Raw genomic sequence first — 25,885 nt, 5'->3', positions numbered from 1 at the left:
TTTTTATGAAAAGTCGCCGATCGGATGGCGCGCCACATGATGGCCCGCCTCCACTTCCACCAGCGGGGCGACAAGCGGCGGGTCGTTGGGGGCCCGCACCGGGCTTGCGATCTCCCCCTCGATCAGGGGGCGGTTCCGGTTCCGCCCTTCGGGCGAGGCGATGGGAACCGCCGAAAGCAGGCGGCGGGTATAAGGGTGCTGCGGGTTTTCGAACACCTGCCGACGGCTGCCGATCTCCACGATCTGGCCCAGATACATGACCGCCACGCGGTGCGAGACCCGCTCTACCACGGCCATGTCGTGGCTGATGAAGATGAAGGACAGGCCGCGCTGTTCCTGCAGTTCCATCATCAGGTTGACCACCTGGGCCTGGATCGACACATCAAGTGCGGCCACGGCTTCGTCCGTGATCAGGATGTCCGGATCGCCCGCCAGGGCCCGCGCGATGCAGATGCGCTGGCGCTGACCGCCCGAGAACTGGTGCGGATAGCGCCGCGCATGTTCGGGCTGCAGCCCCACGTCGCGCAGAAGCTGCACGACGCGGTCCTGCACCTCGGACGGTTTCACCAGCTTGTGCGTCAGCAGCGGTTCGGCAATGGAGAAGCCGACCGTCAGGCGCGGATCAAGCGAGGCGTAGGGATCCTGGAACACGTACTGGATCTTCCGACGCATCTCCTGCCGCTCGGCCCCGCGCAGGGAAAGGATGTCCTTTCCCTTGTAAAGAACCTGCCCGCCATTGGGCTCCTGCAACATCATCAGCGTGCGGCCGGTGGTGGACTTGCCGCAGCCGGATTCCCCCACCAGCGCCAGCGTTTCCCCGCGGCGCAGGTCGAAGTTGACATGTTCAACGGCATGCACGCGGCCCGTCACACGCGACAGAAGGCCCTTGCGGATATCGAAGCGCGTCACAAGATCGCGAACCTGCAGGATCGGCGCATCACCCGTCACCGTATCCTGCGGTGGATGGTGGTCATAGCCCGAAGCGTCGCGGTGATCGCCATCCGCCTTCAGCAGCGGGAAGCGGCGGGGAAGATCCTGCCCCTGCAAAGCCCCAAGCCGTGGAACGGCAGCCAGAAGCGCCTTGGTATAGGGGTGCTGTGGCGCATCGAAGATCTCCTCGACCGTGCCTTCTTCCACCTTCTCGCCATGACGCATGACAAGGACGCGATCGGCAACCTCGGCCACCACGCCCATGTCATGGGTGATGAACAGGACGGCCATGCCCATTTCTTCCTGAAGCAGGCGGATCAGTTTCAGGATCTGGGCCTGGATGGTCACATCCAGCGCCGTTGTCGGTTCATCCGCGATCAGAAGGCGCGGCTTGCACGACAGCGCCATCGCGATCATCACCCGCTGGCGCATCCCCCCCGAAAGCTGGTGCGGGTGCCGGTCAAGGATACGGCGGGCATCGGGAATGCGGACCTTTTCCAGCATCCGCAACGCCTCGGCCCGCGCTTCCGCATCCGAACAGTTCTGGTGCAGGCGAACGGCCTCGGCGATCTGCTGGCCAACGGTGAAGACGGGGTTGAGCGACGTCATCGGCTCCTGGAAGATCATCGCGATGTCGTTGCCGCGCACCGCCTCCATCTGCCGCATGGATTGATCGGACAGAACGCGGCTGCCGCTCTGGCCGTTGAACGTGATCTTCCCGTCCACGATGCGGCCGCCGCCAAATTCGATCAGGCGCATGATCGCCAGCGAGGTGACGGATTTCCCCGAGCCGGATTCCCCCACCACGGCCAGCGTCTCGCCCGGTGCGATGGCGAAGGACAGGTTCCGGACGGCGCGGAAGGTATCCTCCTCGCCGCGGAACTCCACGCTGATATTGCGGACGTCGATGATGTTCGTGGAAGTCATTCCGTCTTTTCCTTCAGCCAGTCCGACAGCAAGGGGCGGGTTTCGCCACCGAAGCCGTCAACGGGTGTCGCCGTGCACAGCGCGTTCAGGATCGCCTCCTCGGTTGCCTCGCAAGCGGCGCGGAACGCCTCGTCGATGCGGGCATCGTTCAGGCGGTGGATGGCGATGGTATCGCCACTGTCGCGCGGGATGCGGTTGGCGGTGGTGAAGCCAAGCACGATATCGCCGCTGCCATGCCCCCAGAAGGCGCCAAGCCGCGCGATGCCAGCCCCTGCCCGTCGGCAGATGCGCTGCAACTGGCGCTGATCCACGGGCACGTCCATCGCCAGAACGACGATGATCGAGCCTTTTTCAGGCGCGGGGGGCAGGCGCGGATCGGGGCGGCGGCCATCTGGCAGCACCAGATCACCCGCCCGCCCGAAGTTCGACAGGACCAGCGCGCCGACCGTGCCGCCACAGGCCTGCCGCGACGCCGTGCCGATCCCGCCCTTGAACCCGAACGAGATCATCCCCGTTCCCGCTCCGACCGATCCTTCAGCAACCTCGGCTTTGGCATCCGCCAGTGCGGCAAGGGCGTCTTCCTCGCGCACGGCCATGCGCTGGATGTCCGACAGAACCCCGTCATTACATTCACACGCAACCGCGTTCACGGTCGAAGCGCCACGCCCTATTTCAGGGCTTTCGACAATGGCCCGGCGGATCAGCGCGTTCACGCAGGTGCCCACGGCGAAGGTATTGCTCAGCAGGATAGGCGTTTCCAACAGGCCAAGCTCGGCGATCTGCACAAGACCCGCACTTTTTCCGAAACCGTTGATCACCTCGACCGCCGCCGTCAGCGGCTTGCGGAACAGGTTGCCCGGTTGCGGTATGATGGCGGTCACGCCGGTGTTCAGCCCGTCCCCCTGAAGCGTGCGATGCCCGACCGTCACACCCGGCACATCGGTGATGGCGTTGCGGGGACCGGCAGGAAGCGTTCCGGGTGGGCTGGCGAACTCCCTGTATCGCGCCATCACAAAACCCTCTCGATCGAAGAGCGCGCCATCTCGATGTAAAGCTGCTGAAGGTGGCGGGTCACCGGGCCGGGCGTGCCATCGCCGATAACGGCATCACCCACGCGAACCACCGGCGTGACGAAGCTGGAGGCGCTGGTCAGGAATGCCTCGTCCGCGCCCTGCGCTTCTTCGATGGTGAAGGCGCGGGCTTCGAAGGAAAGGCCCCGCGCCTCGGCCAGACGCAGGACAGCCTTGCTGGTGCATCCCGGCAGCGTCACGCGCGAAGCGGGCCGCGTCACAATCGTGTCCGCCGTCAGGATGAACGCGGTGGAGGACGCACCTTCCGTCACATACCCGTCCTGATGCAGCCAGACATCACCGAAGCCGCCCGCCTGCGCGGCTTCCTTTGCCAGAACCTGCCCCAGCAGCATGGTGGTCTTGATGTCGCGCCGGCTCCATCGCGGATCCGGCATCAGTGCAACGGAGATCCCTTCATGCTGCGCAGCCGTGCCATGCAGCACCTTCGGCTGGGTGAACATGATGATGTTCGGCGTCAGCCCGCCGCCATGCAGGAAGTTCCGTTCCGCCGTGCCGCGTGTGATCTGGATATACACGGTGCCGTCGCGCATGCCATTGCGCCGCACCAGTTCGTGCTGGACGCCCCGGATCTCTTCCAACGGCATGGGAAGCGGGATCCCGATCTCCCCCAGTGAACGTTCCAGCCGCGCAAGGTGCAGATCGTTGTCAACCAGCCCCCCGTCCAGCATCGCCGTCACCTCATAGATCGCATCGCCGAAAAGAAGGCCGCGATCCATCACCGGAAGAACAGCCTCCTTCTCGGGGAGGAAGCTGCCATTCACGTAGATCTGCCGCATGTCGGTATTCCCAGTCGTCATGCATCCCGTCTGCGGAAAATTCGGGCAACATGGCCAATGCTTTTTTCAGCACAGGCTAGACCTTCCGCGCATAGGACTTTATCTTCAACAACTTGTCATATTTGTCCGGCAGGCGGGGACGCAATGGAACTTAAGTGGCTGGAAGATTTTGTCACTTTAGCAGGCACTGCGAGCTTTTCGCGGGCAGCGCGCGAACGCAACGTGACCCAATCGGCCTTCAGCCGCCGCATCAAGCAACTGGAGGCGTGGCTGGGGACGACCCTGATCAACCGCGCCAGCCTGCCCGCGGAACTGACATCCGAAGGCAAAGCCCTGCTGCCCATCGCCCATGAAACCATCCGCACATTCTATGGCCTGCGCGAAAGGCTGAACCCGGATGACTGCAACGGCAGGCTGACCTTTGCCGCGCTGCACACGCTGGCCGTCACCCTGCTGCCAGCATGGCTGCAACAGGTGCAGACCGCGCTGCCTGATCTGGAAACCGCCGTCATTCCCGACCGTGGCGGCATTGAGGCCAATCTGGACGCGCTTATCAACGGTGAGGCCGACCTTTTCCTGACCTATCACCATCCCCATGTGCAGCTTCTCCTGGATCCGCAGCAGTATGATTGGCTTGATCTGGGGGCGGAACGCCTGCTGCCTGTTGCTGCGCCGCACCTTTGTGAAAAGCTGGGTCATAACGGACCTGAAGGCCTGATCGAGCGGGCGATCCGCCTGCGTCAGACACTTCCCTATCTTGATTACGGGCAAAGCTCGTTCTTCGGCATGGCGCTGCGGCGAGTTTTCGAAGGCGCGCCCCTGCGGCGCAAGACAGTGCATCAGAACACCATCAGCGCCGGCCTGCGCGAATGCGCGCTGGCCGGTTGGGGCGTCTGCTGGTTGCCCGAACGGCTTGTTCGTCAGGATATGGAGGAAGGCCGCCTGATCCTTGCTACTGCCAGCCCCGAGTGGATCCTCCCGCTGGGCATCCGCCTTTACCGAAGCCAGCAGGAAGATCGCGCTGTGCTGTCGCGCCTGTGGGCGCTTGCGCGTACAAGCGGCCCCATCGGCTGAGGAGGCAGTCTTGGCACGATTGGAGGTCACGCGGGTGGGAAACGGAATCGTTCCCCCCATCTCGTTCACCCTTCAGGGCGGGGAGATCCTGTGCCTGAGCGGGCCCTCCGGTTCAGGAAAGTCACAGCTTCTGCGGATGCTGGCCGATCTGATTCCTCATGATGGCCAGATGACGCTGGACGGTTGTTCCAGCGAGGCGATGCCCCCGCATGACTGGCGGCGGCACGTGGGTTTTCTTTCCGCCGAAACGGCTTGGTGGGCCGATACCGTGCGCGACCACATGCCCCCCGATGCGGAAACACGCTTCGACGATCTGGGCCTGCCGCTGCGGCTTCTGGACAGCGATCCAGCCCTCGCCTCCACCGGAGAGCGTCAGCGGCTGGCGCTGCTGCGCATGGGCCCGCCGCCGATCATGCTGCTGGACGAACCGACCAGTGCACTTGATCCCGGTGCGACGAGGCTGGTCGAAGCCTACCTGCATCGCTTGCGTGATGAAGGGACAGGTATTCTTGTCGTCTCGCACGATGCGGCGCAAAGGGCGCGGCTGGCAACGCGGCAGATGGAATTGGGGGCATGATCCATCCGGTTGATATGGCTCTTGCCGCGGTGATGGTGCTGGTGTGCGGCGGCCTGTCGGTCTGGCTGTCGCTGCGGCTGCACGGGGCACTGGCCGTGGCCGCCCTTCGGATGATCGTCCAGCTGGTGCTTGTAGGCCTGATCCTGCGCTTCTTGATGGGCGAAGAAGCGGGTTGGCTGACACTGCCCGTCATGCTGGTGATGCTGGCTGCCGCCACTCGTGAGGTGGGGGCGCGGCAATCGCGGCGGCTGCGGGGCATCTGGCATATCGGGATCGCTTTTCTTTCCATCGGTGCCTCGGCCCTTCCGGTGGCATTGGCGGGGCTGTTCGTGGTGACGCGTGGGCTGGATCTGACGGATGCGCGGCATGTGGTGCCACTGCTGGGCATCATTCTGGGCAGCACCATGAACACCGCCAGCATCGCGCTGAACCACTTGTGCGGTGCAGTGTATCGCGACCGGCTGGTAATCGAAACACGGCTTGCCCTTGGGCAGACGCGCCGGCAGGCACTGGCCGACCTTCAGCGGCAGGCGGTCCATGCAGGGATGATCCCCGTGCTGAACCAGATGGCAGGCGCGGGCCTGATCACCCTTCCCGGCATCATGAGCGGTCAGGTTCTTGCCGGCATGGACCCGCTGCATGCGGCCGGCTACCAGATCCTGCTGATGTTGCTTCTGGCAACGGCGGGCGTGGCAGGGGCCGTGCTGGCCGTTCGCCTGACGCTGGGGCGCCTGATGGATGCGCGCGACAGGCTGCAGATCGACAGGCTGCACTGACGCTGGACATCGGCGGAGGCGCATTATCTGCCAACGCGGTGGAGGTTCACTCATGGACGATTTGACGCTTTGGCACGTACCTCAGTCCCGATCGCTTCGCGTCTTGTGGCTGCTGGAGGAGATCGGCTGCCCATACACCCTTGTGGCGCTTGATCACCGGGGGCTGCACGATGCGCTGCACCCAGACCGCGTGCCAGCCTTGCGCGACGGGAAGACGACCATTCACGAAACCGGCGCCATGACCGAATGGCTTTGCGAAACACGGGCGCCGCATCTGTGGCGCGCACCCGGCGACGCGGGACGCATGGCGTGGCTTGATTGGCTGCATTTCGGTGAAACACTGGGCCAGCATGTCGCCGCGCTGGATCAGTCGCGTGCATCGCAGGCGCTTTCGGTCGAACGGCTGGAAGCGGATCGGCTGACCCAAACGCTGGCCCTGCTGGAGGATTGGCTGCACCAGTCGGACTGGCTGCTGAGCGAATTTTCCGGCGTGGATTGCCAGGTCGGGTATTCTGTCTGGGCAGCGGCGCATCTCCTGGGGCTCGAAGGTCGGCCCGCGCTTGCCGCCTATCGCGACCGCTGCACCGCACGGCCGGCCTTTCGCCGGGCGCTGGCAACGGGCTGACATCAGTCTGGTTGATCCGCCACTGGTCATAGGCTGCAATCTCGACCGGGCGGAAGATCACCATTGTCACCGACGACGATGCCGCCCATCGAGGTTATATCTCACTGGTCGTGCGCGTCTGGGGCATGAACCGCTGGAAGCCGCCGATTGCGTGGAAGCGCTGCGCTTGATCACCGAACATGATGCCCAGACTGGTTCTATTGGGACAGCGGGCTGGAAGATGCGCTGCTGTTTCTTGGCAACCAGATGCGCCGCACGCCGTGAAGGTGCGCGGCTTGCACCGCACACGCCGGTGTCAGCCCATACGCTCGGACGCGAAGGATCCGGGAGAGGCCGGGAAAACCACCGTCTTGTTGCCGTTCACGAACACGCGGCGATGGATGTGGGCGTGGATCGCCCGCGCCAGAACCGAGGCTTCGACATCACGCCCGAGGCTCACGTAATCCTCGGGGGATTGGGCATGGGTAATGCGGACGATGTCCTGTTCAATGATGGGGCCTTCATCCAGATCGGCCGTGACATAGTGCGAGGTTGCCCCGATAAGCTTCACGCCACGCTCATACGCCTGCTTGTAGGGATTGGCCCCTTTGAACGACGGCAGGAAGGAATGGTGGATGTTGATGATCCGGCCCGACATTTCCTGGCACATCTCGTCCGACAGCACCTGCATGTAGCGGGCAAGCACGATCAGCTCGGCCCCCGTCTCGCGGACGATGCGCATCTGCTGCGCCTCCGCCTCGGGTTTGTTTTCCTTCGTCACCTTGATGCAGTGGAAGGGAATGTCGTGGTTCACGACAAGCTTCTGGTAATCCATGTGGTTGGAAATCACCGCAACGATGTCGATCGGCAGTGCACCGATACGCCAGCGATAAAGAAGGTCGTTCAGGCAATGCCCGAAGCGGCTGACCATCAGCACGACCTTCATCTTCTGGTCTTCCGGATGGATCGCCCAATCCATGCCGAAAGCCGCGGCAACGGTCCCGAAGCCTTCTTTCAGCGCCTCCAGATCCCTGCCCTCCTCGCTGGCGAAGCTGACACGCATGAAGAAGCGTTGGGTCAGCATGTCATCGAACTGGCTGGAATCCCTGATGTTGCAGCCCGCTTCGGCAAGATAGCCGGAAATGGCGGCGACAATGCCGCGGGCGGCCGCGCAGGTGACCGTCAGGACGTAGTTGGGCATCTTCTCTCTCGATTGAAAAATGCGGCGCAGGTGCCGGATGCGCAGGCCTTCGGGCCTGCGCGGGTTTCGTCTGTTGTCCGGCCCTAACGCCAGATCGTCGGATCAACGCCCTTGGCCAGACCCGGATGCTTCGAGGCTTCGAAGGTGGGAAGCTGGCCCACCTTGCGCTGCGCAAGATAATCGCGCGTCAGCTTCACCACGGTGCCAGAAAGCGCGACGATGGCCACAAGGTTGATTGTCGCCATCAGGCCCATGGAGGCGTCGGCGAGGTTGAACACCGTGGCCACGCTTTGCACCGCGCCCCACAGCACCATTGCCGCCGCTGCAAGCCGCAGGACCAGCAGGCCGCTCTTGCCACCGAAGCCGAGGTAGGAGATCGCGTTTTCGGCATAAGCATAGTTACCGATGATCGAGGTGAAGGCGAAGAAGAAGATCGCCACCGCAACGAAGATGCCGCCAGCCGCACCGAAATGCTCCACAAGGGCGCTTTGCGTCAGGACCGTGCCCGTTACGCCATTGCCATGTTCAAGCACGCCAGAAAGCAAGATCATCACGGCCGTCGCCGTGCATACCAGGATCGTGTCGATGAACACGCCAAGCGCCTGCACAAAGCCCTGGCTGGCAGGGTGGTGCGGATCTGGCGTCGCCACCGCGGCGATATTGGGGGCAGACCCCATCCCCGCTTCGTTCGAGAAGAGACCGCGCTTGATGCCGTTCATTGCCGCTGCCGTCACCGATCCCGCAACGCCGCCGGCAGCTTCGGTCAGGCCGAACGCGCCGCCCACGATCTGCCACAAGACACCGGGAACCTCGGTCAGGTTCATCACGATGACGATCATCGCCGCCAGCAGGTAGGCGCCAGCCATGAAGGGCACGATGACCTGTGCGACTTTTGCGATCTGGGGAATGCCGCCGAAGATGATGATCATGGTCAGTGCAGCCACTGCGATGCCCACTGCCCATTTCGGCAGGCCGAAGGCACCGTTCATCGCCTCGGCGATGGAGTTTGACTGGACGGAGTTGAACACGAGGCCGAAGGCGATGATCAGGCAGATGGCAAAGATCGCGCCCAGCCACGGAAGCCCCAATCCCTTGGAGATGTAAAAGGCCGGTCCCCCGCGATACATTCCGCCTGGGCCGCGCGTCTTGTAAAGCTGCGCCAGCGCGCTTTCGGAATAAGCTGTCGCCATGCCAACCAAAGCGACCAGCCACATCCAGAACACAGCGCCTGCGCCGCCAAGATAGATCGCGACAGCCACACCAGCGATATTGCCCGTTCCGACCCGCGACGCGAGACTTACCGTCAGCGCCTGAAGCGGCGTGATGCCGTTGCGGTTCACCTCACCCGAACTGGTAACGCAGCGGAAGAATTCCTTGAAATGACGGAACTGCAGGAAGCCGAGACGCAGCGTGAAGAAGACGCCCACCGCCAGCAGGCCGTAGATCAGGATATAGTTCCATAAGATCAGGTTCAGAAGATCGATCACGGCGTCCATGCATGTCCCCTTTAAAAGGCTCTCTTAAGGATGACGTGGACAGGAATGCAAGGCAACCAGCGGAGTTTGCCAACCTGCAGCTTGTTCCCCGCAAGAAGATGAAGCCGCCGAAGAGGAAAAAGTTCAGGTCAGGAACAATCATGGCCTGCACCCGTTGCCAAGGCGCCACGCACCAACCAGGAGGACTATACGTTGACACATGCAAAGCACTATCGTGCCGGCCTGCTCACGACGGCCCTCACCTGCGTCATCGCCGTGCCCGGCGTCGCACAGGCGCAGGCCCTGCTGACCGAACAGCAGCTTACCGACCTGAACGAGGAATGCCGCGTCGTCGCCCGCGATTACGAACAGCCCGGCAACGACCGGATTGTAGAACGCGCCGAGATGCAGCGCATCCTGACTGAAAACGATGCCGCGCGCTGCACCGAGGTGCGCCAGCAGTTCACCAGCACCGAAGCCCAGACTGAAACCAGCGGCGTTGCCACGGAAGAGGTGCAGCTGGAAGAGCAGGCGGTGATCGAAGGCCAGGCGCAGGTTCGCGTGCCCGAGCCGCAGGTGGACGTGCAGGAGCAGCCCGCCCAGGTGCGCGTGCAAACATCTCAGCCGCAAGTACAGGTGACCGAGCAGCCCTCGAACATTCAGGTTCGTCAGGAACAGCCGCGCGTGTCGATCGACGTGCCGGAAATCTCTGTCCGCATAGAGATTCCCGCCCCGTCGATCTATGTGCAACGTGCCGAGCCTGACGTGCAGATCTCGACCGCTGATCCGCAGGTCGAGGTGATGCAGGAACCGCCGCAGGTTACTGTGCGTCAGGGCGAACCGCAGCTGGCGGTCGACCTTGATGTCGATCAGGGCGCGGAAACAGATGATGCCGCGAACACCGGAAACGACACTGCGACGAACATCGCCCAAGGCACAGGCGGGGACGCCGCGACAACGACCGAAGGCAATGTGCGCCTGACGCAGGCGGAACCTCAGGTTGAGATCATCCAGCCCGAAGCCACCGAACAGCAGTTCACCTATCAGGAAGCTGCACCGCAGATCACTTACGAGCAGGCAGAGCCCGAGGTGATCTTCAACATGCCTGACCAGCCGAACGTCGAGTTCATGAACGTCGGAGAACCGAACGTCGTGTTCGAAACGCAGGCCGAACGCGAAGCGCGCCACCAGCAGGCCCAGGCCCAAGCCCAGCAGGCCCAGCAAGGCGAACAGCCCGCAGAACAGCCTGAAGGTCAGGCTGCGGCCAATGCCCCGCAGACCGCCACTGTTCAACAGCTGATGGAAATGCGGATCGTCGGTGCAGACGGTGAGGACGTGGGCACGCCCCATGCCTTCGTCGAAGTGAACGGCGAGATCCTGATGGTGCTGCGCGATGGCGGTTTTCTGGGCCTTGGCCAGAAAGAGGTCGCCGTACCGATGACGCGGGTTATCGCCACCGATAACGAACTGCGCGTCAACAACATGACGGCGGATGAACTCGATAACGCGAACGAGTTCGAGTATGACGAAAATAACCGCCTGTCGGACGACCAGCAGGTTCCCGTCATGATGAACTGATCTGCCCCCTATTGATTGCGACCATGCCGGAAGCAGTATCGCTGCTTCCGGTTTTTTCATGCCTGCCGACCATTCGCTATCCATCATAGCTATTTTTCTTGACAGCCCTGCCGCCAACACCAACAGTGGCCAAGACCGGATCCTGAGGAGGAGCATCCGGTTTCCCGCACACAAGTTGATTTGGGAGGATCAATGGGCCGTGTCTCAACCGCTTCCGGCGGAAGCCGGGCTATCGCCATCTGTTTTGTTGCCGCGCTGATCGAAGGCTTTGACATCCAGGTCGCTGGCATTGCCGCGCCGCGGCTGGGGCCGGATCTGGGGCTGTCACCTTCGCAGATGGGCATGTTCTTTTCCGCTGCCACATTCGGGCTGATGTTCGGCGCCCTTGCAGGCGGGTGGCTGTCTGACCGGCACGGTCGCCGCATGGCGCTGGCCCTGTCGCTGGCAGTCTTCGGGGTCTTTTCGATCGCGACGGCCCTTGCCAGCAGTTACGAGATGCTGATCGCACTGCGTTTCCTGACCGGCGTTGGTCTGGGTGGGGCATTGCCCAACCTCGTGGCCATTGCCGCCGAGTCGGCCGAGCCGGAGAAACGTGGGCGCGCCGTGGCGCTGATGTATGCTGGCATTCCACTGGGCGGCGCCATTGTCAGCCTCATCTCCATCGCCGGCCTTGGCGACGGATGGCGGATGTTGTTCGTTATCGGGGGCGTGCTGCCGCTGCTTATTATTCCGCTGGTTCTGCAACTTCCGCCGCTGCGCGTAACGGCCGCCCATGGAAGCGGCGGGATCGCCGCGGTTCTGGGGCACGGGCGCGCGGTGCCGACCGTGCTGCTTTGGGCGGGGTTCTTCTTCTCGCTTCTGGTGCTGTATCTTCTGCTGAACTGGCTTCCGGCGCTGATGGTGTCGCGCGGCTTTGATCGGTCCGAGGCAGGCTTCGTGCAGTTGGTCTTCAACCTCGGCGGCGCTGCCGGCAGCCTGGTCGGCGGCGTGGCACTGGATGCCCGGAACCGGCCACTCTGGATCGCAGCCTCATTCGGCGGGCTGGTGGCGGCACTGGCCCTTCTGGCTGCCGCGCCTGCTAATATCTTGGTCACGCTTGTCGTGGGAACGGTTCTGGGCGTTGCCGTGATTGCGGTGCAAGCCATCCTTTATGGCATCGCGCCGCAATGCTATCCTGCCGAGGCGCGTGGCAAGGGCGTCGGGCTGGCCGTGGCCGTGGGTCGGTTTGGATCGGTCGCAGGGCCGTTGCTTGCGGGGGTGCTGGTTGCTTCGGGGCAGGATGCAACGGGGGTGCTGGTCAACATCCTGCCCGTCGCAATCCTTGGCGGTGCTGCCACCTGGCTTCTTGCGCGCCGCCGCCGCACGGCACAAACCGCCTGAAAAAGCGATGCGCCCGGCGGCTGGTGGCGCCGCCGGGTTCCCATCCTTTCCCCACCCGCAGAAACACGGTTGTGTGAGATCGGATATCCGGCCTACATTCTTTCCAAGTTCAAAAACAGGGGAGAGCCATGTCCATTCAGTCCCGTATCTTTCTCGGTCTTGCACTTGGTGCAGGCCTTCTGACCTCGGTCGCGTCCGCACAGGACATGTCCTTCTTCCGCATCGGCACCGGCGGCACGGCGGGAACCTATTATCCCGTCGGCGGCCTGATAGCCAACGCCATCTCCAGCCCGCCCGGATCGCGCGCCTGCGAAGATGGCGGCTCCTGCGGGGTGCCCGGCCTGATCGCGACGGCTGTCGCCTCCAACGGTTCCGTCGGCAACATCAACGCCATCAACTCCGGCTCTCTGGAAAGCGGCTTCACCCAGTCCGACGTCGCCACCTGGGCGCAAACCGGCACCGGTCTTTGGGAAGATCAGCCCGCGGTTGAGAACCTGCGCATGATCGCCAACCTTTACCCCGAAAGCATCCACCTCGTTGCCCGCGCCGATGCAGGCATCGACAGCGTGGCCGATCTTGCGGGCAAGCGTGTTTCGCTGGACGAGCCGGGCTCGGGCACGCTGGTAGATGCGCGCATCATTCTTGAAGCCTATGGCCTGTCGGAAGACGATGTGCAGGCCGAGTTCCTGAAGCCCGACCAGGCTGCGGACCGCATGCGCGACGGGGCGATGGATGCCTTCTTCTTCGTCGGCGGCTATCCGGCTGGTGCCATTGCCGAACTGGCCAGCCAGCATGACGTGGAGCTGATCGCCATTTCGGGCGAGGAAGCCGATGCCATCCGCGAGCAATACAGCTTCTTCGCCGCCGACACCTTCCCTGCCGGAACCTATGAAGGGCAGGATGCCGATGTGACGACGCTTTCCGTGGGCGCGCAATGGGTGACCAACGCGAACCAACCTGAAGAGCTGATCTATAACATCACCAAGGCGCTGTGGAATGACAACACGCGCAAGATGTTTGACGCAGGCCATGCCAAGGGCAAGCTGATCGTTCTGGACAATGCGACCAACGGCGTTGGCATTCCCTTCCATCCGGGTGCCGAACGCTTCTACCGCGAAGCTGGCGTTCTGCAGTAAGAAGACGAAAATCGGGATGACGGGGCGGCTGGCAGCCGCCCCTTTGGCATTTGGAAAAGAGATGAAGAATGACAAAAGATGACAGCGCTTCCCCGGCGCTGACCGCAGATGAACTGAAGGCGCTGGAGGAGAAGTTCGATCCCGAACTGCGCTTCCGCAAGCTGGGGCAGGCGCTGGCCATCTTGTCCGGCGTCCTGCTGTTCCTGCTGTCATGCTATCACTTTTATACCGCCGGTTTCGGCATTCCGCGAGCCACGACGCATCGCGGGTTACACATGGCGGTCACGCTGTTCCTGCTGTTCGTCAGCTTTTCCGCCTTCGGGCGGCGTGATGCCCGGCCGGGCCTGATGGCCCCGCTGGGGCTGCCGCTTCTGGATTGGGTGCTGGCGATCGGCGCGGCTGTATCTTCGCTGTACGTCCCGTGGATCTATGAACAACTGGCCTTCCGCGTCGGAAACCCGACAACGATGGACGTGGCGATGGGCACCATCCTGATCGTCACACTGCTGGAAGGTGTGCGCCGATCCATGGGATGGCCGCTGCCGATCATTGCCTGCCTGTTCATGGCCTATGCCTATTTCGGCCAGTCGGTACCGGGCGTGTTCGTACATCCCGGCGCAAGCTGGGCCGATATCGTCAACCACCTGTACCTCACCTCGCAGGGAATCTATGGCACCGCGCTTGGCGTGATCGCCACCTACGTGTTCCACTTCGTGCTGTTCGGCGTGATGGCCACGCGCATCGGGCTGGGACAGTTGTTCATCGACGTGGCTTCGGCGTTGACAGGACGGTTTGCGGGCGGCCCTGCCAAGGTTTCGGTTATCTCCTCGGCGATGCTCGGCTCCATCTCCGGCTCTTCCATCGCCAACACGGTGACAACGGGCGCACTGACCATTCCGGCCATGATCCGTGTCGGATATCAGCGCCACTTCGCCGCCGCGGTTGAGGCGGCTTCGTCGACCGGCGGACAGATCACGCCGCCGGTGATGGGCGCCGTCGCATTCCTGATGATCGAATATCTTGGCGTTCCCCTGACGACGATCCTTCTGGCGGCCATTGTTCCGGCTTTCATGCACTTCTTCGGCGTGCTGCTTCAGGTCCACCTTGAAGCCCGCCGCCTTGGCCTGCGCGGCTTGACCAAGGAAGAACTGCCGAACGCCTGGAAGGTCATCCGCGAGGGGTGGCTGTCCATCATCCCCCTGCTGCTGCTGATCTTCATGCTGATGAGCGGCCGGACCCCCTTCCTTTCGGCCTTCTGGGCCATCGTTGCGTGTATCGCTGTGCTGGTGGTTCAGTCCGTGCAGAAACACGGCGTGGCTGCGGGCCTGCGTGATGCCGTGGTTGGCGTGTGGCATGGGTTCATCCTTGGCGCGCGCCAGTCGCTTTCCGTCACCGCCGCTGCCGCACTGGTGGGCATCATCATCGGCGTGGTCACGCTGACCGGCGTAGGCTTCAAGATCGCCTATATGCTGACCGGTCTGGCAAGCGGTTGGGCCACCGATGTGTCGGCCTTCCTGTCCTTCCTGCCGTTCGAGATCATGAGCGTGCAAAGCCTGACGCTGCTGTTCACCCTCCTGATGACGGCCCTGGTCTGCATTCTGATGGGCTGCGGCATTCCGACCACTGCCAACTATATCATCATGGTGGCTGTTGCCGCGCCGATCCTTGGCCTGCTGGGGGTACAGCCACTCGTGGCGCACTTCTTCGTGTTCTACTATGGCGTTCTGGCAGACGTGACGCCACCAGTGGCGCTTGCGGCCTATGCCGCGTCGGGCATCGCTGGTGCCAACGCGTTCAAGGCAGGGAATACCGCGTTCCGGCTGTCGATGGGCAAGGCGCTGGTACCTTTCGTCTTCGTCTTTTCGCCCGCGCTGCTGATTGTAACGCCCGAGTTCACGATCCCCGCCTTTGTCCTTGCGGCAGGCGGGGCAATGCTGGGCATTTTCGCGCTGTCGGCTGCCATCTCCAACTGGATGCTGGCCCCGCTATATGGCATCGAACGTGCGCTGCTTGTCGTTGCAGCCCTGCTGCTGATCGCACCCGCGCTGGTCCCCACGCTGATCGGTTGCGTGCTTCTGGTGATCCCGTTCCTGCGGCAGGTGATTGCCCGCCGACGGGCGGTTCAGGTCTGAGAGCTCCTGCTGGCGGGCCAAGCCTGCCAGCAGAGAGACCATAAAAAATAACCCGTCATGCCGCATGGCATGACGGGTTATTTTCATCTGGCAGACCTTGGGATGCCCTATCCCTCGCTCCCAGCCCTAAGCAGGCTGTCGCTGGGGCGTCGGCTGCTGTGCCATTCGCTCCACAATTGGAAGCCGATGGAAAGAACAGCAAGCCCGAGGAAGGTGCCGGAGATGGGGTTCGTCAGGAAGCCCATGAAATCTCCACGTGACAGTTGCAAGCCACGGCGGAAGCTCGTTTCAGCCATCGGGCCAAGGATGAAGCCGATGATGAAAGGGGCTGTGGGCATGCCCGCTTTCACAAAGCCGTAGCCAAGAACCCCAAAAGCGAGGATCGTCCAGATATCGAACACGCGGCTGGCAAGGCCGAAGGCTCCGATGGCGCACAGAATGAAGATGATCGGCAACAGGATGTGCTTCGGGATCGCCAGGAGCCGGATGAAGATCCGTAGGCCCCAGAACTCCAGCACCAGCATCATCACCGCAGCAACGATCAACGCCGCGAAGATGGTATAAACCAGCGGGCCTTGGGTCAGGAACAGCATCGGCCCGGGTTGGATGCCATGGATCATCAACCCGCCCAGAAGGATGGCTGTGACCGCATCGCCCGGAATGCCCAGCGTCAGCAGCGGGATCATCGCCCCGCCGATACCGGCATTGTTTGCGGATTCACTGGCAACGACACCTTCCAACGTTCCCTTGCCAAAGCGTTCGGGCGTCTTGGAGCGCTTCTTTGCAACGATATAGGAGATGATGTTGGACGTGCCTGCCCCGATGCCCGGCAGAATCCCGACGGCCACGCCAATGGCCGAGGAGCGGAAAGCGTTCGGCAACTGCTCCACGAATTCGGCACGCGAGAAGCCGAAGCCCTTGATGCGAACATCGGGCGCCGCAGTCGAACTGGCGGCAGCACTGCTGCGCGCGGTTTCAGCGACCTTTATGACCTCGGCGATGGCGAACATGCCGACCAGGACCGTCAGGATGTTGAAGCCTGCGTTCAACTCGACCATGCCGAAAGTGAAGCGCGGAATGGCATCCACCGGCGCAATGCCCACGGTCGAAACCGCAAAGCCCAGAACGCCTGCAAACACGCCCTTCACCATGGAGCCGGAGGAGAGCGTCGCGATCAGCGTCAGCGAGAACACGGCGATGGCGAAGTATTCATGTGGCCCGAATGCCAGTGCCACCTGTGCCAGTGATGGTGCGATGAACACCAGCGCCACGATGGAGATGATGGTCCCGACGAACGAAAAGACGATGCCGGCCCCAAGCGCCTTGCCCCCTTCGCCCTTTTCCATCATGGGCGCGCCGTCGAAGGTCGTCGCGATGGAAGAAGGCGTACCCGGGATTTTCAGCAGGATCGCAGAGATAAGGCCGCCCGAAGTTGCCCCTACGAACAGCGCGATCAGAAGCGACAGGCCGGCAGAAGGGCCAAGGCCATAGGTCATGGGAAGGCACAGCGCGATGGCCATGACTGCGGTCAGGCCAGGCACAGCCCCGAAAACAATTCCGACGGCCACACCCCCTGCAATCAGCAGCAGTATTTGCGGCGAAATGACAGTCAGAAAGCCCTGAAGAAAAAGGTCGAGCATCTGGAAGCCCTCAGTTCAGCCAGGCGTTCAACGGCCCGGCAGGCAGCAGAAGATCAAAGCCATAGCGGAAGATCAGGAAGATCAATGCCGAGGCGATCACGGAAAGCGGGGCGTAGAACGCCAGCGACGGGCGTCGGTCGCTGGGCGTCAGAACGATGAACTGCAGGAAAAGAAAAAGGGTCGAGGCGATGGGAAATCCAAGCGGGCGCATCGCGACGATGAAACCGGCGATCAGCGCCAACGTTATGCCAACAGTTACCATGCCGCTGCCCGATATTCCCTGAACCTGGGCCGAAGCCGCAGGCCGAACGGCACGAACGAACTCGATCCCGCCAAGCGCGATCATCATCCAGGCCAGCGCGACCGGCACGCTGCCGGCATCGATGCCGTCCCGGTCCGGAAGCCCCATCGCCATGGACAGGTATCCGGCACCTGCGCCCAGCATGACCAACGCAATGACGATATCCTTGATACGCATCCAGCCCCTCCCCCAGCGGCAGATTGGATCGGGGCGCGTTGTCCGCGCCCCGAAGTGATCAGCGGGCCTGAAGCGCCTCGCGGTATGGCATGTAGGCTTCGCGGATCTCGTTCAGGCGTTCGACCGCTTCTTCATGCGGCAGGAACGACACCGGCTGGCGGAAGCCCTGTTCCAGCGCCTCGGCATATTCCGGCATCTCGGTGATTTGCTGCATCACCTCTTCCATGCGATCAAGGATCGCCTCATCCGTACCTTTGGGGAACGCGATGATGTAGGGGTTCTCCATCACGAAGTCGATGTCCTGCTCGGCGAAGGTCGGGATGTCGCCCAGCAGCGGGTTGCGTTCTTCGTTCGGCTGACCCAGCACCACCATCTGGCCCGCCTCGTGATAATCCTGGATCGCGCCATAGGCGATGCCAGCCACATCAATGCGCCCGCCCAGAAGCGCAGCGATCTTCTCGGCAGCCGATCCGGTGTCGACAATCGTCATGTCAGCGCCCGAACCGTTCTGGAAGATCAGGCCCTGAAGGTGCGAATAGCCGCCGAATTCCGTTCCGAAGGTCACGCTGCCCGGTTCTGCCTTGGTGCGTTCCACCACGTCCTCAACCGAGGTCAGGTCAGAACGGGCGCTGGCGACCAGAACCGCGCCTTTATCGATGGCGGGGATGCAGCAGATTTCGAAGTCGTCGATCCCGTAATCGGCAAGACCGGAGACTTCCGTAACGATCAGGTGGCCGGTATGCCCGAACAGCATGGTATAGCCGTCCGGATCAGCATCGCGCACGGCCGTGGTCGCGATCGTCGCGCCACCGCCAGGCATGTTCGTGATGATCATGCTGGTGCCCGTAACCTCTTCGAAGAAGCGGGCCATGGTGCGGGCGTTGAAATCGGTATCGCCGCCGGGGCTGGCGCCGATGATAACGTTCACCGTCCGCTGCGGCCAAGCATCCTGTGCCATCGCGCCCGTGGCGCAGAGCATCGTACCGGCAGCCAACGCTGCCAGAGTGCGCAGTTTCATTCTGTCTCCTCCCAAAGATAGAACACCGTCCTCGGATCTAGAACTAATATATTAGCGCATGAGGTGCAATACCGATCGTCCGCCACCCATGATGTGCAAACTCTAGATGACTGCTGCGGAACAGGTACGCCTGCTGCGTGTTCATTTCCTGACCTTTTGGTAACCGGATCGGCAAGAAAGGAACGAACCATGTCCATATCACGGACCTGTAATACGCTTCTGACCACGACGACTGCACTTTCAATGGCTTTGGCATCCTTGGCACCGCTTCCTGCGCTGGCACAGGATGCCTCACCACCGCCGATCCCACCGGCAGAGGGAACAGCCGAAACCCCGGCCAACGGAACGCCTTCGGGTGACGATGCTTCGGCCACGGAACCGGCGGCTGCGGAGGAAGCGCCCTCTCCTACCGAAGAGATACCCCCGGAGGATGTCCCTGCTGCCGCCCCGGATGAAGCCGAGCAGCAAGAGCCGGTCGCCGAGGAAGCGCCGGAACCCCCAGCCCCTGGGGAGGCGCCCGCGGCAACTGCCGAGGAACCTGCCCCGAGCGAGCAGCCGACAGAGGCTGCGCCTGAGCCGACCGATGCCCCTGCAACCGAAGAAGTGACGCCTGAGGTCGCAGCGGAGCCAGAAGCTGCGCAGCAGCAGAACGACAGTGCACCTGCAGACGAGGCGGCTGCACCGGAAGAAGCAGCTGATCCTGCACCTTCAGACGAACCTGCCACAGCGGAAGGAACGCCCACCGCCGCGCCCACCGCCGCGCCCGCGGACGAACCCGCCGCGACGGATGATGCGACGAATGATGCAACTGATCCTGCGCCTGCAGCGCCCACTGCTGAGGGTCAGCCTGCTTCCGAAGAACAGCCCACCCCGGAGGAACAGCCTGCCGAGGAAGCCGATGCGACTGACACCGAGGCTGCGACCCCTGATGCCGAGGAAGGCGCCACCGCCAACGACACGGAAGGGCAGCCCGAGCCTGAGAAAGAGGCTGTCGACACCCTGAACGAGTTGCTGAACGAAGATGCAAGCGCCGGCGCGGTTGCTGCAGCTTCGGACGGCGAGGTCACGAGTGAAACAAGCACCCAGATCACGGAAGAGGATGCCCGCTCCAGCACCGAAGATTTCGAGACCACTGCGTCGGGTGAACGTCGCAATGACGATGACGATGACAGTGGCCTGAGCAATCTGGAGAAAGCCGGCTTGGTGGCCCTTGGCGGACTTGTGGTCGGCGCGCTGATGAACAACGGCAATGAAGTTGTTGCCAACACCGGCGATCGGGTGGTCGTGCGTCAGGATGACGGGCAGTATGTCGTGTTGAAGGATGACGACGCTCTGCTGCGCCAGCCGGGCAGCACTGTGCGCACCGAAACCTACTCTGACGGCTCCACCCGTTCCACGGTCGAATATTCGGACGGCTCGCGCGTCGTAACCTTGCGCGATGCGACGGGGCGTGTTCTGCAACGCATCCGTGTTGATGCAAGCGGCAGCGAAACCCGGATCATCGACGACACCGGACAGGTTGCCCCTGTCGATCTGTCGCTTCTGCCACGCACCCGCGAGGATGTCCGCGTGGCCGCCGGCGACAGGGACGCCCTGCGTGAGGCCCTGACCCGTATCGAGAACCGCGAAAACGCCCGCGGCTATTCCTTGTCGCAGATCCGCAATTATCCGCAGGTGCGATCCATTGCGCCGGTGGTGGATGTGGAGAATATCACCTTCCGCACAGGGTCTGCCGCGATTGATCCGGCGCAAGCGGAGCAGCTTTCGGAACTGGGCAACCAGCTGAAGGATCTGCTTGCAGATCGCCCGACGGAGGTGTTCCTGATCGAGGGTCATACCGATGCCGTCGGCTCTGACGTCTCCAACCTTGCGCTTTCGGATCGGCGTGCTGAGTCGGTCGCATTGGCACTGGCGGAGTATTACGACATTCCGCCGGAAAACATGGTCGTCCAAGGCTATGGCGAAAGCGATCTCCGCATCGACACGGAAGGGGATGAACCGCGCAACCGCCGCGTCGCGGTGCGGATCATCACCCCGATCCTGCAAACCGCGCAGGCAAGGTAACATGATAGGGCCGGAGCGAAAGCTCCGGCCCGTTTCTTTCCCGCGACGCGCTGGACCCGCCAATTGATCCGCCAATTCGAGGCGCTTCGGGAACAAAAAATGCCGAATATCGGAACGATAGGTGCTGCAGCAGGCTTATTCCTGCAACCAGAATAACGAGGACAGACGTATGAAAGCTTTGGCCGACAAACTTGGCCTGCGGGTTGATCCCACCATTTTCTTTGTATCCGCCGGTTTGACGCTGCTTTTCGTCGTGCTTCTGGTCGTTGCTCCCGGACCCATTGGTAACGCGTTCTCCGTTGGTCGGGCGTGGATCGTTACCAACCTTGGCTGGTTCTTCATTCTTGGCGTGAACGTCTGGCTTGGGTTCCTGATTTATGCCGCGATGTCGCGCCACGGTCATATCCGGCTTGGGCCGCGCACATCGCGCCCGGAATATTCCAACCTGTCATGGTTCACGATGCTGTTCGCGGGCGGCATTGGCACTGTCCTGATGTTCTGGGGTGTTGCTGAACCGATCAGCCACTACCAGTCCCCTCCCCTGCCGGGGGTAGAGCCGTTCACGCTGACGGCGGCGCAGGATGCCGTTTCCATCGCACTTTACCATCTTGCACTGCACACGTGGACGATCTTCGCGCTGCCGGGGCTTGCCTTTGCTTATTTCATCAACCGTTATGACCTGCCGGTGCGGGTCAGTTCGGTGTTTTATCCGCTTCTGCGCGAACGGATCCATGGACCCGCAGGCAAGGCCATCGACGTCATTTCCATCCTTGGTACACTGTTCGGGGTGGCCGTTTCGTTGGGTTTGGGATCTTCGCAGGTGGCGGCAGGGCTTTCGGGGCTGCTTGGATGGGATGCCGGCACGGCGACGCGTCTGGCCATTCTTGGCACCCTCTCAATCGTGGCAACGCTGTCCATCGTTGCCGGGCTGGACAAGGGCATCAAAGTCTTGTCCAACATCAATATCGGGCTTGCCGTCGGACTGATGATCTTCGTGCTGGTCACAGGCTCCACGCTGTTCCTGCTGCGCGGGGTGGTTGAAACCTTTGGCCTTTACCTGTCGAACCTGCCGCGCCTCGCCTTCTGGAACGACATGCTGCATGGCGGCGGGATGGGTACGGGCGACTGGGGCTGGCAGGCCAACTGGACGGTATTTTACTGGGCGTGGACGGTCACGTGGTCGCCTTTCATCGGGCTGTTCGTTGCCCGCATCTCACGTGGGCGAACGGTGCGGGAATTTGTTTTCGGTGTGCTGCTGGCCCCGTCGCTGTTCACCATAATCTGGTTCGCCATTTTTGGCTGGCAGGCAATGGCGCTGGATGGCCTGGGCGAAGCCGCGCGTGAGGCGATGGGACCGGCCGCAGGCTCCATCAGCCGTGCAGTGGCGGAGTCGGTTCCGCTGGCCATGTTTGCCTTTTTCGCAGAACTGCCTTTGGCGCCGCTGATCCAGGGCATCGCGGTAATTGTGGTCGCGATCTTCTTTGCGACCTCGTCGGATTCAGCCTCGCTTGTGGTGGACATGCTCTGTTCCGGCAAGCCCGAGGCGGGGCCCGTTCACCAGCGGGTTTTCTGGGGCCTTGCGGTGGGTGCCATCGCCGCCACCCTGATCCTTTTGGCCGGAGAAGCGGGCCTGACCGCCCTGCAGGAGGTGATCACAGTCGTGGGCCTGCCGATCTTCGTGCTGGTATGCATGATGATCCCTTCGTTAATACGAGGTTTCGGGGTGGAGGATATCGACCACATCACCATCGGCAAGCGCCCGGCACTGAGCGAGTTCGAGCCGGAAAATACGGGCGACTGACCTTAGGGTCAGGATGCATTGCTTTCCGTAGTGCTGCGTGATTCACGGCTTCGAAAACGGAGCGGTGACAGGATCTTTTCTGGCTGAACGACGTGCAGATGGCACGTCTGGAGCCCTTCTTTCCGAAGCCGCACGGCGAACCCCGGGTTGATGACAAGCGTGTGCTGAGCGGGATTATCTTCGTCAACCGCAACGGGTTGCGCTGGCGAGACGCCCCGAAAGCCTATGGGCCGCACAAGACGCTCTACAGCCGTTGGAAGCGATGGAGCGAGAAAGGCGTCTCCGCACGGATGATGAGGGGCCTGGCCGCAGAGCACCGAGAGAGGAAGACCGTGATGATCGATGCGAGCTATCTGAAGGCACACCGCACCGCGACCAGCATGGCCGCGAAAAAGGGGGGCGTGGCCGCCTGATCGGTCGAACCAAGGGTGGGATGAACACCAAACTGCATGCCATCTGCGACAGCCAAGGGCGGCCGATCGACCTGTTCGTAACCGCCGGCCAGGTGAGCGACTACACCGGCGCACGGGCGCTCCTCGGCAGCCTGCCAAAGGTCGATTGGCTGCTCGGGGATCTCGGCTACGACGCCGATTGGTTCCGGGAAGCAGTGCAGAACGAAGGGATACGCGCCCGTATCCCTGGTAGAAGGCAACGCAAGACACCCGTCAGATACGACAAGCGTCGATACAAACGCCGCAACCGCATCGGGATCATGTTCGGCAGGCTCAAGGACTGGAGGCGCGTGGCAACCCGCTATGACCGCTGTCCAAAGGTCTTCCTCTCAGCCATCCCGCTCGCCGCAACCGTCATTACTGGTTATGAATCCTGACCCTAATGCTGGATAATCCCGCGGCCCGGGCGGTGATGCTCGTCGTGCAGACTGGCAGTTTCGATGCCGCGGCCAGCCCGTCGCCATGACCACGCCGGAAAACTCCAGCATCCGGCGGTCCAAGGTTGGGGAGCAGCGCAATGTCGCCAGCACTCCGTTCGATAGGATTGTCCCGACAAGCTTGGAGCGCTACCCTTTTCAAATCGCTCAACCGGAACGAGGCCGTCCATGGTATCTGAGACCGAACGTTTCACAGGAAGGGTTGAGCAGGCGGAGCAACTGGATGCTCCCGCCTACGCGGTCGCGAACGCGCTTTCCACAACGCTGGAGGTGACCGGCACCGCGTCGCAGCCGATCCAGAATACTTTGCATGGCACTTGGCTGGGTCACCCGCTCCATCCCGCGCTGGCGACCCTGCCGATCGGCACCTGGACGTTCGCGCTCGTCCTCGACACCTACGACACGTTCGGCCTCGCGCCCCATCGCCGCGCAGGCAACGCCGCCGATCTTGCACTCAAAGTCGGTGCGGCAGGTGCGATCGCGGCGGCGGCGGCAGGCGCGGCTGACTGGCGTCAGGTTCACGGCCGCGATCGACGCACCGGCCTTGTTCACGCGGCGCTGAACACCGCCGCACTTGCTCTGACCCTTGGATCGCTCGCCCTGCGCCGCCGTGGCCGCCGCGGCGCAGGGAGGACGCTTAGCGCCGCGGGCTGGCTCACCATGGCCGCCGGTGCCTATCTCGGCGGCCACATGGTCTATCGGCGCCGCATCGGCGTCGACCAAGCCGACCGCTCACCCGAACCGCGTGGCTTCTTGTCGGTCTTGTCCCTCGCCGAGCTGGAAGAGGACCGCCCCCGCCGCGTGGAGATCTGGGACGAAGCCGCGCGCGCCGCGATCGGAGTCGTGCTGGTGCACCATAGGGGCCGCGTCCATGCAATGGGCTCTCGGTGCTCGCATATGGGCGGGCCGCTGGACGAGGGCTGGGTGCAAGACGGCGGCCTCGTCTGTCCTTGGCACGGGTCGCGATTCTGCCTCGCCACGGGCGACGTGCTCGACGGCCCCTCGACCGCGCCCCAGCCCCGCTACGAGGTCCGGATCAACGACGGCCAAGTAGAACTCCGCCGGATCCCCGAGCCGGGTGACGAGGCGTTGACGCCCGAGGAGATCGAAGCCAGCCGTGCCGCAGTGGCCGAGGCGGCCGACGGGAAGGAGGTTCCGCCGGGCGCGCGCAAAGCCGACGAGGTCCTCTTCGAGCATCACCAGATCCTGCGCCGCCTCTTCGAGAACATCGAGGCGATGGACCCTGAAGACCCCGAGCGGCGCGACATGATGCGCCTCTTGGCGGGGGAGCTCGAGATCCACGAGCACGTGGAGGATGAGATTTTTTATCCCGCCGTCCGCCCGGTGAGCGAGGATGTCCCGGTCGCGCATGCCGAACACCAGCAACTCGCTGACATGCTGGCTGTCACGCTGCGGCTTGGCACATCGACACCGGCCTTCGAAGAGCAGCTCCGCGCCCTGCACGAGGCTGTGGACCACCACGCTTCGGCCGAGGAGCGTTCCATGTTCATGGAGGCGCAGCGTCTGGGCGACAGGCGCCTCCGCCAACTCGGCGCCGAGATCGAGGCGATGGTCGACCACGAGCGCGAGTCCCGCGCCCGCAGCGCCTTTCGCGCGCTCAAGATCCGCCTTCTAGAAGGTTTATAGTCGTGCCGCATTTGCCAACCGCCTGGGATACAGCGCGATCCACGAGCGACGGCGGTGGAGAAGCTGCGGTAAGGCATTGAGCAGCCCTTGAACGACAGCTTTGTGCCGACCTGTCGGGCCTCGGAAGTCTGCGAGTGCGAAGATGCTTTCCAAACATTGGATAGTATGGCTCGAAGCATGCGTAATTGGGCTGGCCCTGAACTGAGGTCGACCTCTCGATAGGATCACAGGATATCTGTGAACATGGGAGATTTCGAATGGACCGGTTTGCCGAGGGCGGTCACGGCCGCCATGACGCGCCCTCGCCGAAGCCATTCCGCAGTATGTTCTTCATCGTCCACGGCGATGTTGAGTAGGACGACGCTGTCCCGTGCGAAGGACGAGACGGCCGGGAGAAATCAGGTTGCCAGACTGTCCGCATTCGTGGCAATGCGTAGGGTGACGGGCACGGCCCTGTTTCGAAGCCGGGCTTGCGGAAAGCGGTCGATCAGCCGATCCTCCAGCATTCCGACATGTTCCATATGGCGGCACAGCCATGCGCCCTCGTCAGTCACGAGGCACGGACTGCCACGTTCGACAAGGATGACGCCGAGGCGGTCTTCCAGGCCCCGAACCCGCTGCGAGACGGCCGAAGGCGTAACACCGAGCACGGTGGCCGCGGCATCGAAACTGCCAGTCTGCACGACGAGCA

The 25,885-nt window shown here is 62.8% G+C and carries 21 protein-coding genes; 12 read left to right on the top strand and 9 right to left on the bottom strand.

Annotated features, from left to right (window positions below; genetic code table 11):
* Nucleotides 1-3 precede the first annotated feature (3 nt).
* From JX25_RS13645 to JX25_RS13635, 3 genes are read right to left on the bottom strand one after another with little or no spacing between them, the layout of a single operon-like run.
* The gene (locus JX25_RS13645) at nucleotides 4-1,857 is read right to left on the bottom strand and encodes an ABC transporter ATP-binding protein (protein ID WP_128255658.1); all 1,854 of its coding nucleotides are present in this window, start codon (nucleotides 1,855-1,857) and stop codon (nucleotides 4-6) included.
* Nucleotides 1,854-2,867: a DmpA family aminopeptidase gene (locus JX25_RS13640; protein WP_128255657.1), complete on the bottom strand. Its 1,014-nt coding sequence runs from the start codon at nucleotides 2,865-2,867 to the stop codon at nucleotides 1,854-1,856. Before JX25_RS13640 ends, JX25_RS13645 begins: the two co-directional genes overlap by 4 nt.
* On the bottom strand, nucleotides 2,867-3,724 hold the full coding sequence (locus tag JX25_RS13635) for a D-amino-acid transaminase (protein ID WP_128255656.1): 858 nt from the start codon (nucleotides 3,722-3,724) through the stop codon (nucleotides 2,867-2,869). Before JX25_RS13635 ends, JX25_RS13640 begins: the two co-directional genes overlap by 1 nt.
* A 144-nt stretch (nucleotides 3,725-3,868) precedes the next feature.
* Here JX25_RS13635 and JX25_RS13630 point away from each other — a divergent pair, with 144 nt between their 5' ends.
* Genes JX25_RS13630 through JX25_RS13615 form a run of 4 tightly spaced genes read left to right on the top strand, consistent with a single transcriptional unit; the run spans nucleotide 3,869 to nucleotide 6,776 of the window.
* A complete protein-coding gene (locus tag JX25_RS13630) occupies nucleotides 3,869-4,798 on the top strand; it encodes a LysR substrate-binding domain-containing protein (protein ID WP_128255655.1) in 930 nt (309 codons plus the stop codon).
* A 10-nt stretch (nucleotides 4,799-4,808) separates the two neighbouring features.
* Complete coding sequence (locus JX25_RS13625) at nucleotides 4,809-5,375, top strand: ABC transporter ATP-binding protein (RefSeq protein ID WP_128255654.1); 567 nt, start codon at nucleotides 4,809-4,811, stop codon at nucleotides 5,373-5,375.
* Nucleotides 5,372-6,151 (top strand): ABC transporter permease, encoded by a 780-nt coding sequence (locus JX25_RS13620; RefSeq protein WP_128255653.1) that lies wholly within the window; start codon nucleotides 5,372-5,374, stop codon nucleotides 6,149-6,151. Before JX25_RS13625 ends, JX25_RS13620 begins: the two co-directional genes overlap by 4 nt.
* A gap of 52 nt (nucleotides 6,152-6,203) precedes the next feature.
* Nucleotides 6,204-6,776 carry a glutathione S-transferase family protein gene (locus tag JX25_RS13615; RefSeq protein WP_128255652.1) on the top strand — a complete coding sequence of 191 codons (573 nt, stop codon included), beginning with the start codon at nucleotides 6,204-6,206 and terminating at the stop codon, nucleotides 6,774-6,776.
* A gap of 295 nt (nucleotides 6,777-7,071) precedes the next feature.
* Here the strand turns inward: JX25_RS13615 and purU are convergent, their stop codons facing one another.
* Nucleotides 7,072-7,956 carry a formyltetrahydrofolate deformylase gene (gene purU / locus JX25_RS13610; protein ID WP_128255651.1) on the bottom strand — a complete coding sequence of 295 codons (885 nt, stop codon included), beginning with the start codon at nucleotides 7,954-7,956 and terminating at the stop codon, nucleotides 7,072-7,074.
* 83 nt (nucleotides 7,957-8,039) lie between these two features.
* Nucleotides 8,040-9,452, bottom strand: coding sequence for an alanine/glycine:cation symporter family protein (locus JX25_RS13605; protein WP_128255650.1), 1,413 nt, complete (start codon nucleotides 9,450-9,452; stop codon nucleotides 8,040-8,042).
* 192 nt (nucleotides 9,453-9,644) lie between these two features.
* On the opposite strand from JX25_RS13605, the gene JX25_RS13600 reads away from it, so the two are divergent.
* The 4 genes from JX25_RS13600 to JX25_RS13585 all read left to right on the top strand — a co-directional run bounded on the left by JX25_RS13600 (nucleotide 9,645) and on the right by JX25_RS13585 (nucleotide 15,657).
* Entirely contained in the window at nucleotides 9,645-11,009 is a 1,365-nt protein-coding gene (locus JX25_RS13600) for a PRC-barrel domain-containing protein (RefSeq protein WP_128255649.1), read from the top strand.
* Nucleotides 11,010-11,201: 192 nt separating this feature from the next.
* Entirely contained in the window at nucleotides 11,202-12,389 is a 1,188-nt protein-coding gene (gene mhpT / locus JX25_RS13595; RefSeq protein WP_128255648.1) for a 3-(3-hydroxy-phenyl)propionate transporter MhpT, read from the top strand.
* A gap of 128 nt (nucleotides 12,390-12,517) precedes the next feature.
* On the top strand, nucleotides 12,518-13,525 hold the full coding sequence (locus JX25_RS13590) for a TAXI family TRAP transporter solute-binding subunit (RefSeq protein ID WP_128255647.1): 1,008 nt from the start codon (nucleotides 12,518-12,520) through the stop codon (nucleotides 13,523-13,525).
* Nucleotides 13,526-13,593: 68 nt separating this feature from the next.
* On the top strand, nucleotides 13,594-15,657 hold the full coding sequence (locus JX25_RS13585) for a TRAP transporter permease (protein ID WP_128255646.1): 2,064 nt from the start codon (nucleotides 13,594-13,596) through the stop codon (nucleotides 15,655-15,657).
* Between the two features lie 107 nt (nucleotides 15,658-15,764).
* Here the strand turns inward: JX25_RS13585 and JX25_RS13580 are convergent, their stop codons facing one another.
* From JX25_RS13580 to JX25_RS13570, 3 genes are read right to left on the bottom strand one after another with little or no spacing between them, the layout of a single operon-like run.
* Nucleotides 15,765-17,297 (bottom strand): tripartite tricarboxylate transporter permease, encoded by a 1,533-nt coding sequence (locus JX25_RS13580; protein WP_128255645.1) that lies wholly within the window; start codon nucleotides 17,295-17,297, stop codon nucleotides 15,765-15,767.
* Between the two features lie 10 nt (nucleotides 17,298-17,307).
* Nucleotides 17,308-17,775 carry a tripartite tricarboxylate transporter TctB family protein gene (locus tag JX25_RS13575; RefSeq protein WP_128255644.1) on the bottom strand — a complete coding sequence of 156 codons (468 nt, stop codon included), beginning with the start codon at nucleotides 17,773-17,775 and terminating at the stop codon, nucleotides 17,308-17,310.
* Between the two features lie 58 nt (nucleotides 17,776-17,833).
* Complete coding sequence (locus JX25_RS13570) at nucleotides 17,834-18,793, bottom strand: tripartite tricarboxylate transporter substrate binding protein (protein ID WP_128255643.1); 960 nt, start codon at nucleotides 18,791-18,793, stop codon at nucleotides 17,834-17,836.
* A 189-nt stretch (nucleotides 18,794-18,982) separates the two neighbouring features.
* Here JX25_RS13570 and JX25_RS13565 point away from each other — a divergent pair, with 189 nt between their 5' ends.
* The 4 genes from JX25_RS13565 (at nucleotide 18,983) to JX25_RS13550 (ending at nucleotide 25,194) form a co-directional block, all read left to right on the top strand.
* Nucleotides 18,983-20,857 (top strand): OmpA family protein, encoded by a 1,875-nt coding sequence (locus tag JX25_RS13565; RefSeq protein WP_241557982.1) that lies wholly within the window; start codon nucleotides 18,983-18,985, stop codon nucleotides 20,855-20,857.
* A 169-nt stretch (nucleotides 20,858-21,026) separates the two neighbouring features.
* Complete coding sequence (locus JX25_RS13560; RefSeq protein ID WP_128255642.1) at nucleotides 21,027-22,658, top strand: BCCT family transporter; 1,632 nt, start codon at nucleotides 21,027-21,029, stop codon at nucleotides 22,656-22,658.
* Nucleotides 22,659-22,756: 98 nt separating this feature from the next.
* Nucleotides 22,757-23,487, top strand: a protein-coding gene (locus JX25_RS13555) for an IS5 family transposase (protein ID WP_128255641.1) whose coding sequence is annotated in 2 segments (ribosomal slippage) — nucleotides 22,757-23,048 and nucleotides 23,048-23,487 — 732 coding nt in all. Because the reading frame shifts where the segments join, the coding sequence is not laid out codon by codon here.
* A 228-nt stretch (nucleotides 23,488-23,715) separates the two neighbouring features.
* Nucleotides 23,716-25,194, top strand: a complete 1,479-nt coding sequence (locus JX25_RS13550) for a DUF2231 domain-containing protein (RefSeq protein ID WP_128255640.1) — start codon at nucleotides 23,716-23,718, stop codon at nucleotides 25,192-25,194.
* Nucleotides 25,195-25,592: 398 nt separating this feature from the next.
* Here the strand turns inward: JX25_RS13550 and JX25_RS15000 are convergent.
* Nucleotides 25,593-25,885, bottom strand: a 293-nt coding sequence (locus tag JX25_RS15000) for a LysR family transcriptional regulator (RefSeq protein WP_206611607.1), incomplete at its 5' end; no start/stop codon positions are given.

Origin of the sequence: Falsirhodobacter deserti (assembly GCF_004015795.1) — a bacterium.
In the GTDB taxonomy this organism is placed as follows: Bacteria; Pseudomonadota; Alphaproteobacteria; order Rhodobacterales; family Rhodobacteraceae; genus Falsirhodobacter; species Falsirhodobacter deserti.
This window is presented reverse-complemented; position numbering and strand designations above follow the sequence as displayed.

Bases quoted from the DNA above. Each gene is read 5' to 3' on its own strand.
- JX25_RS13615 (WP_128255652.1), top strand. From the start codon at position 6,204: ATGGACGATTTGACGCTTTGGCACGTACCTCAGTCCCGATCGCTTCGC.
- JX25_RS13640 (WP_128255657.1), bottom strand. From the start codon at position 2,867: ATGGCGCGATACAGGGAGTTCGCCAGCCCACCCGGAACGCTTCCTGCC.
- JX25_RS13550 (WP_128255640.1), top strand. From the start codon at position 23,716: ATGGTATCTGAGACCGAACGTTTCACAGGAAGGGTTGAGCAGGCGGAG.
- mhpT (WP_128255648.1), top strand. From the start codon at position 11,202: ATGGGCCGTGTCTCAACCGCTTCCGGCGGAAGCCGGGCTATCGCCATC.
- JX25_RS13585 (WP_128255646.1), top strand. From the start codon at position 13,594: ATGACAAAAGATGACAGCGCTTCCCCGGCGCTGACCGCAGATGAACTG.
- JX25_RS13565 (WP_241557982.1), top strand. From the start codon at position 18,983: ATGTCCATATCACGGACCTGTAATACGCTTCTGACCACGACGACTGCA.
- JX25_RS13560 (WP_128255642.1), top strand. From the start codon at position 21,027: ATGAAAGCTTTGGCCGACAAACTTGGCCTGCGGGTTGATCCCACCATT.
- purU (WP_128255651.1), bottom strand. From the start codon at position 7,956: ATGCCCAACTACGTCCTGACGGTCACCTGCGCGGCCGCCCGCGGCATT.
- JX25_RS13590 (WP_128255647.1), top strand. From the start codon at position 12,518: ATGTCCATTCAGTCCCGTATCTTTCTCGGTCTTGCACTTGGTGCAGGC.
- JX25_RS13645 (WP_128255658.1), bottom strand. From the start codon at position 1,857: ATGACTTCCACGAACATCATCGACGTCCGCAATATCAGCGTGGAGTTC.
- JX25_RS13575 (WP_128255644.1), bottom strand. From the start codon at position 17,775: ATGCGTATCAAGGATATCGTCATTGCGTTGGTCATGCTGGGCGCAGGT.
- JX25_RS13630 (WP_128255655.1), top strand. From the start codon at position 3,869: ATGGAACTTAAGTGGCTGGAAGATTTTGTCACTTTAGCAGGCACTGCG.
- JX25_RS13620 (WP_128255653.1), top strand. From the start codon at position 5,372: ATGATCCATCCGGTTGATATGGCTCTTGCCGCGGTGATGGTGCTGGTG.
- JX25_RS13605 (WP_128255650.1), bottom strand. From the start codon at position 9,452: ATGGACGCCGTGATCGATCTTCTGAACCTGATCTTATGGAACTATATC.
- JX25_RS13570 (WP_128255643.1), bottom strand. From the start codon at position 18,793: ATGAAACTGCGCACTCTGGCAGCGTTGGCTGCCGGTACGATGCTCTGC.
- JX25_RS13580 (WP_128255645.1), bottom strand. From the start codon at position 17,297: ATGCTCGACCTTTTTCTTCAGGGCTTTCTGACTGTCATTTCGCCGCAA.
- JX25_RS13635 (WP_128255656.1), bottom strand. From the start codon at position 3,724: ATGCGGCAGATCTACGTGAATGGCAGCTTCCTCCCCGAGAAGGAGGCT.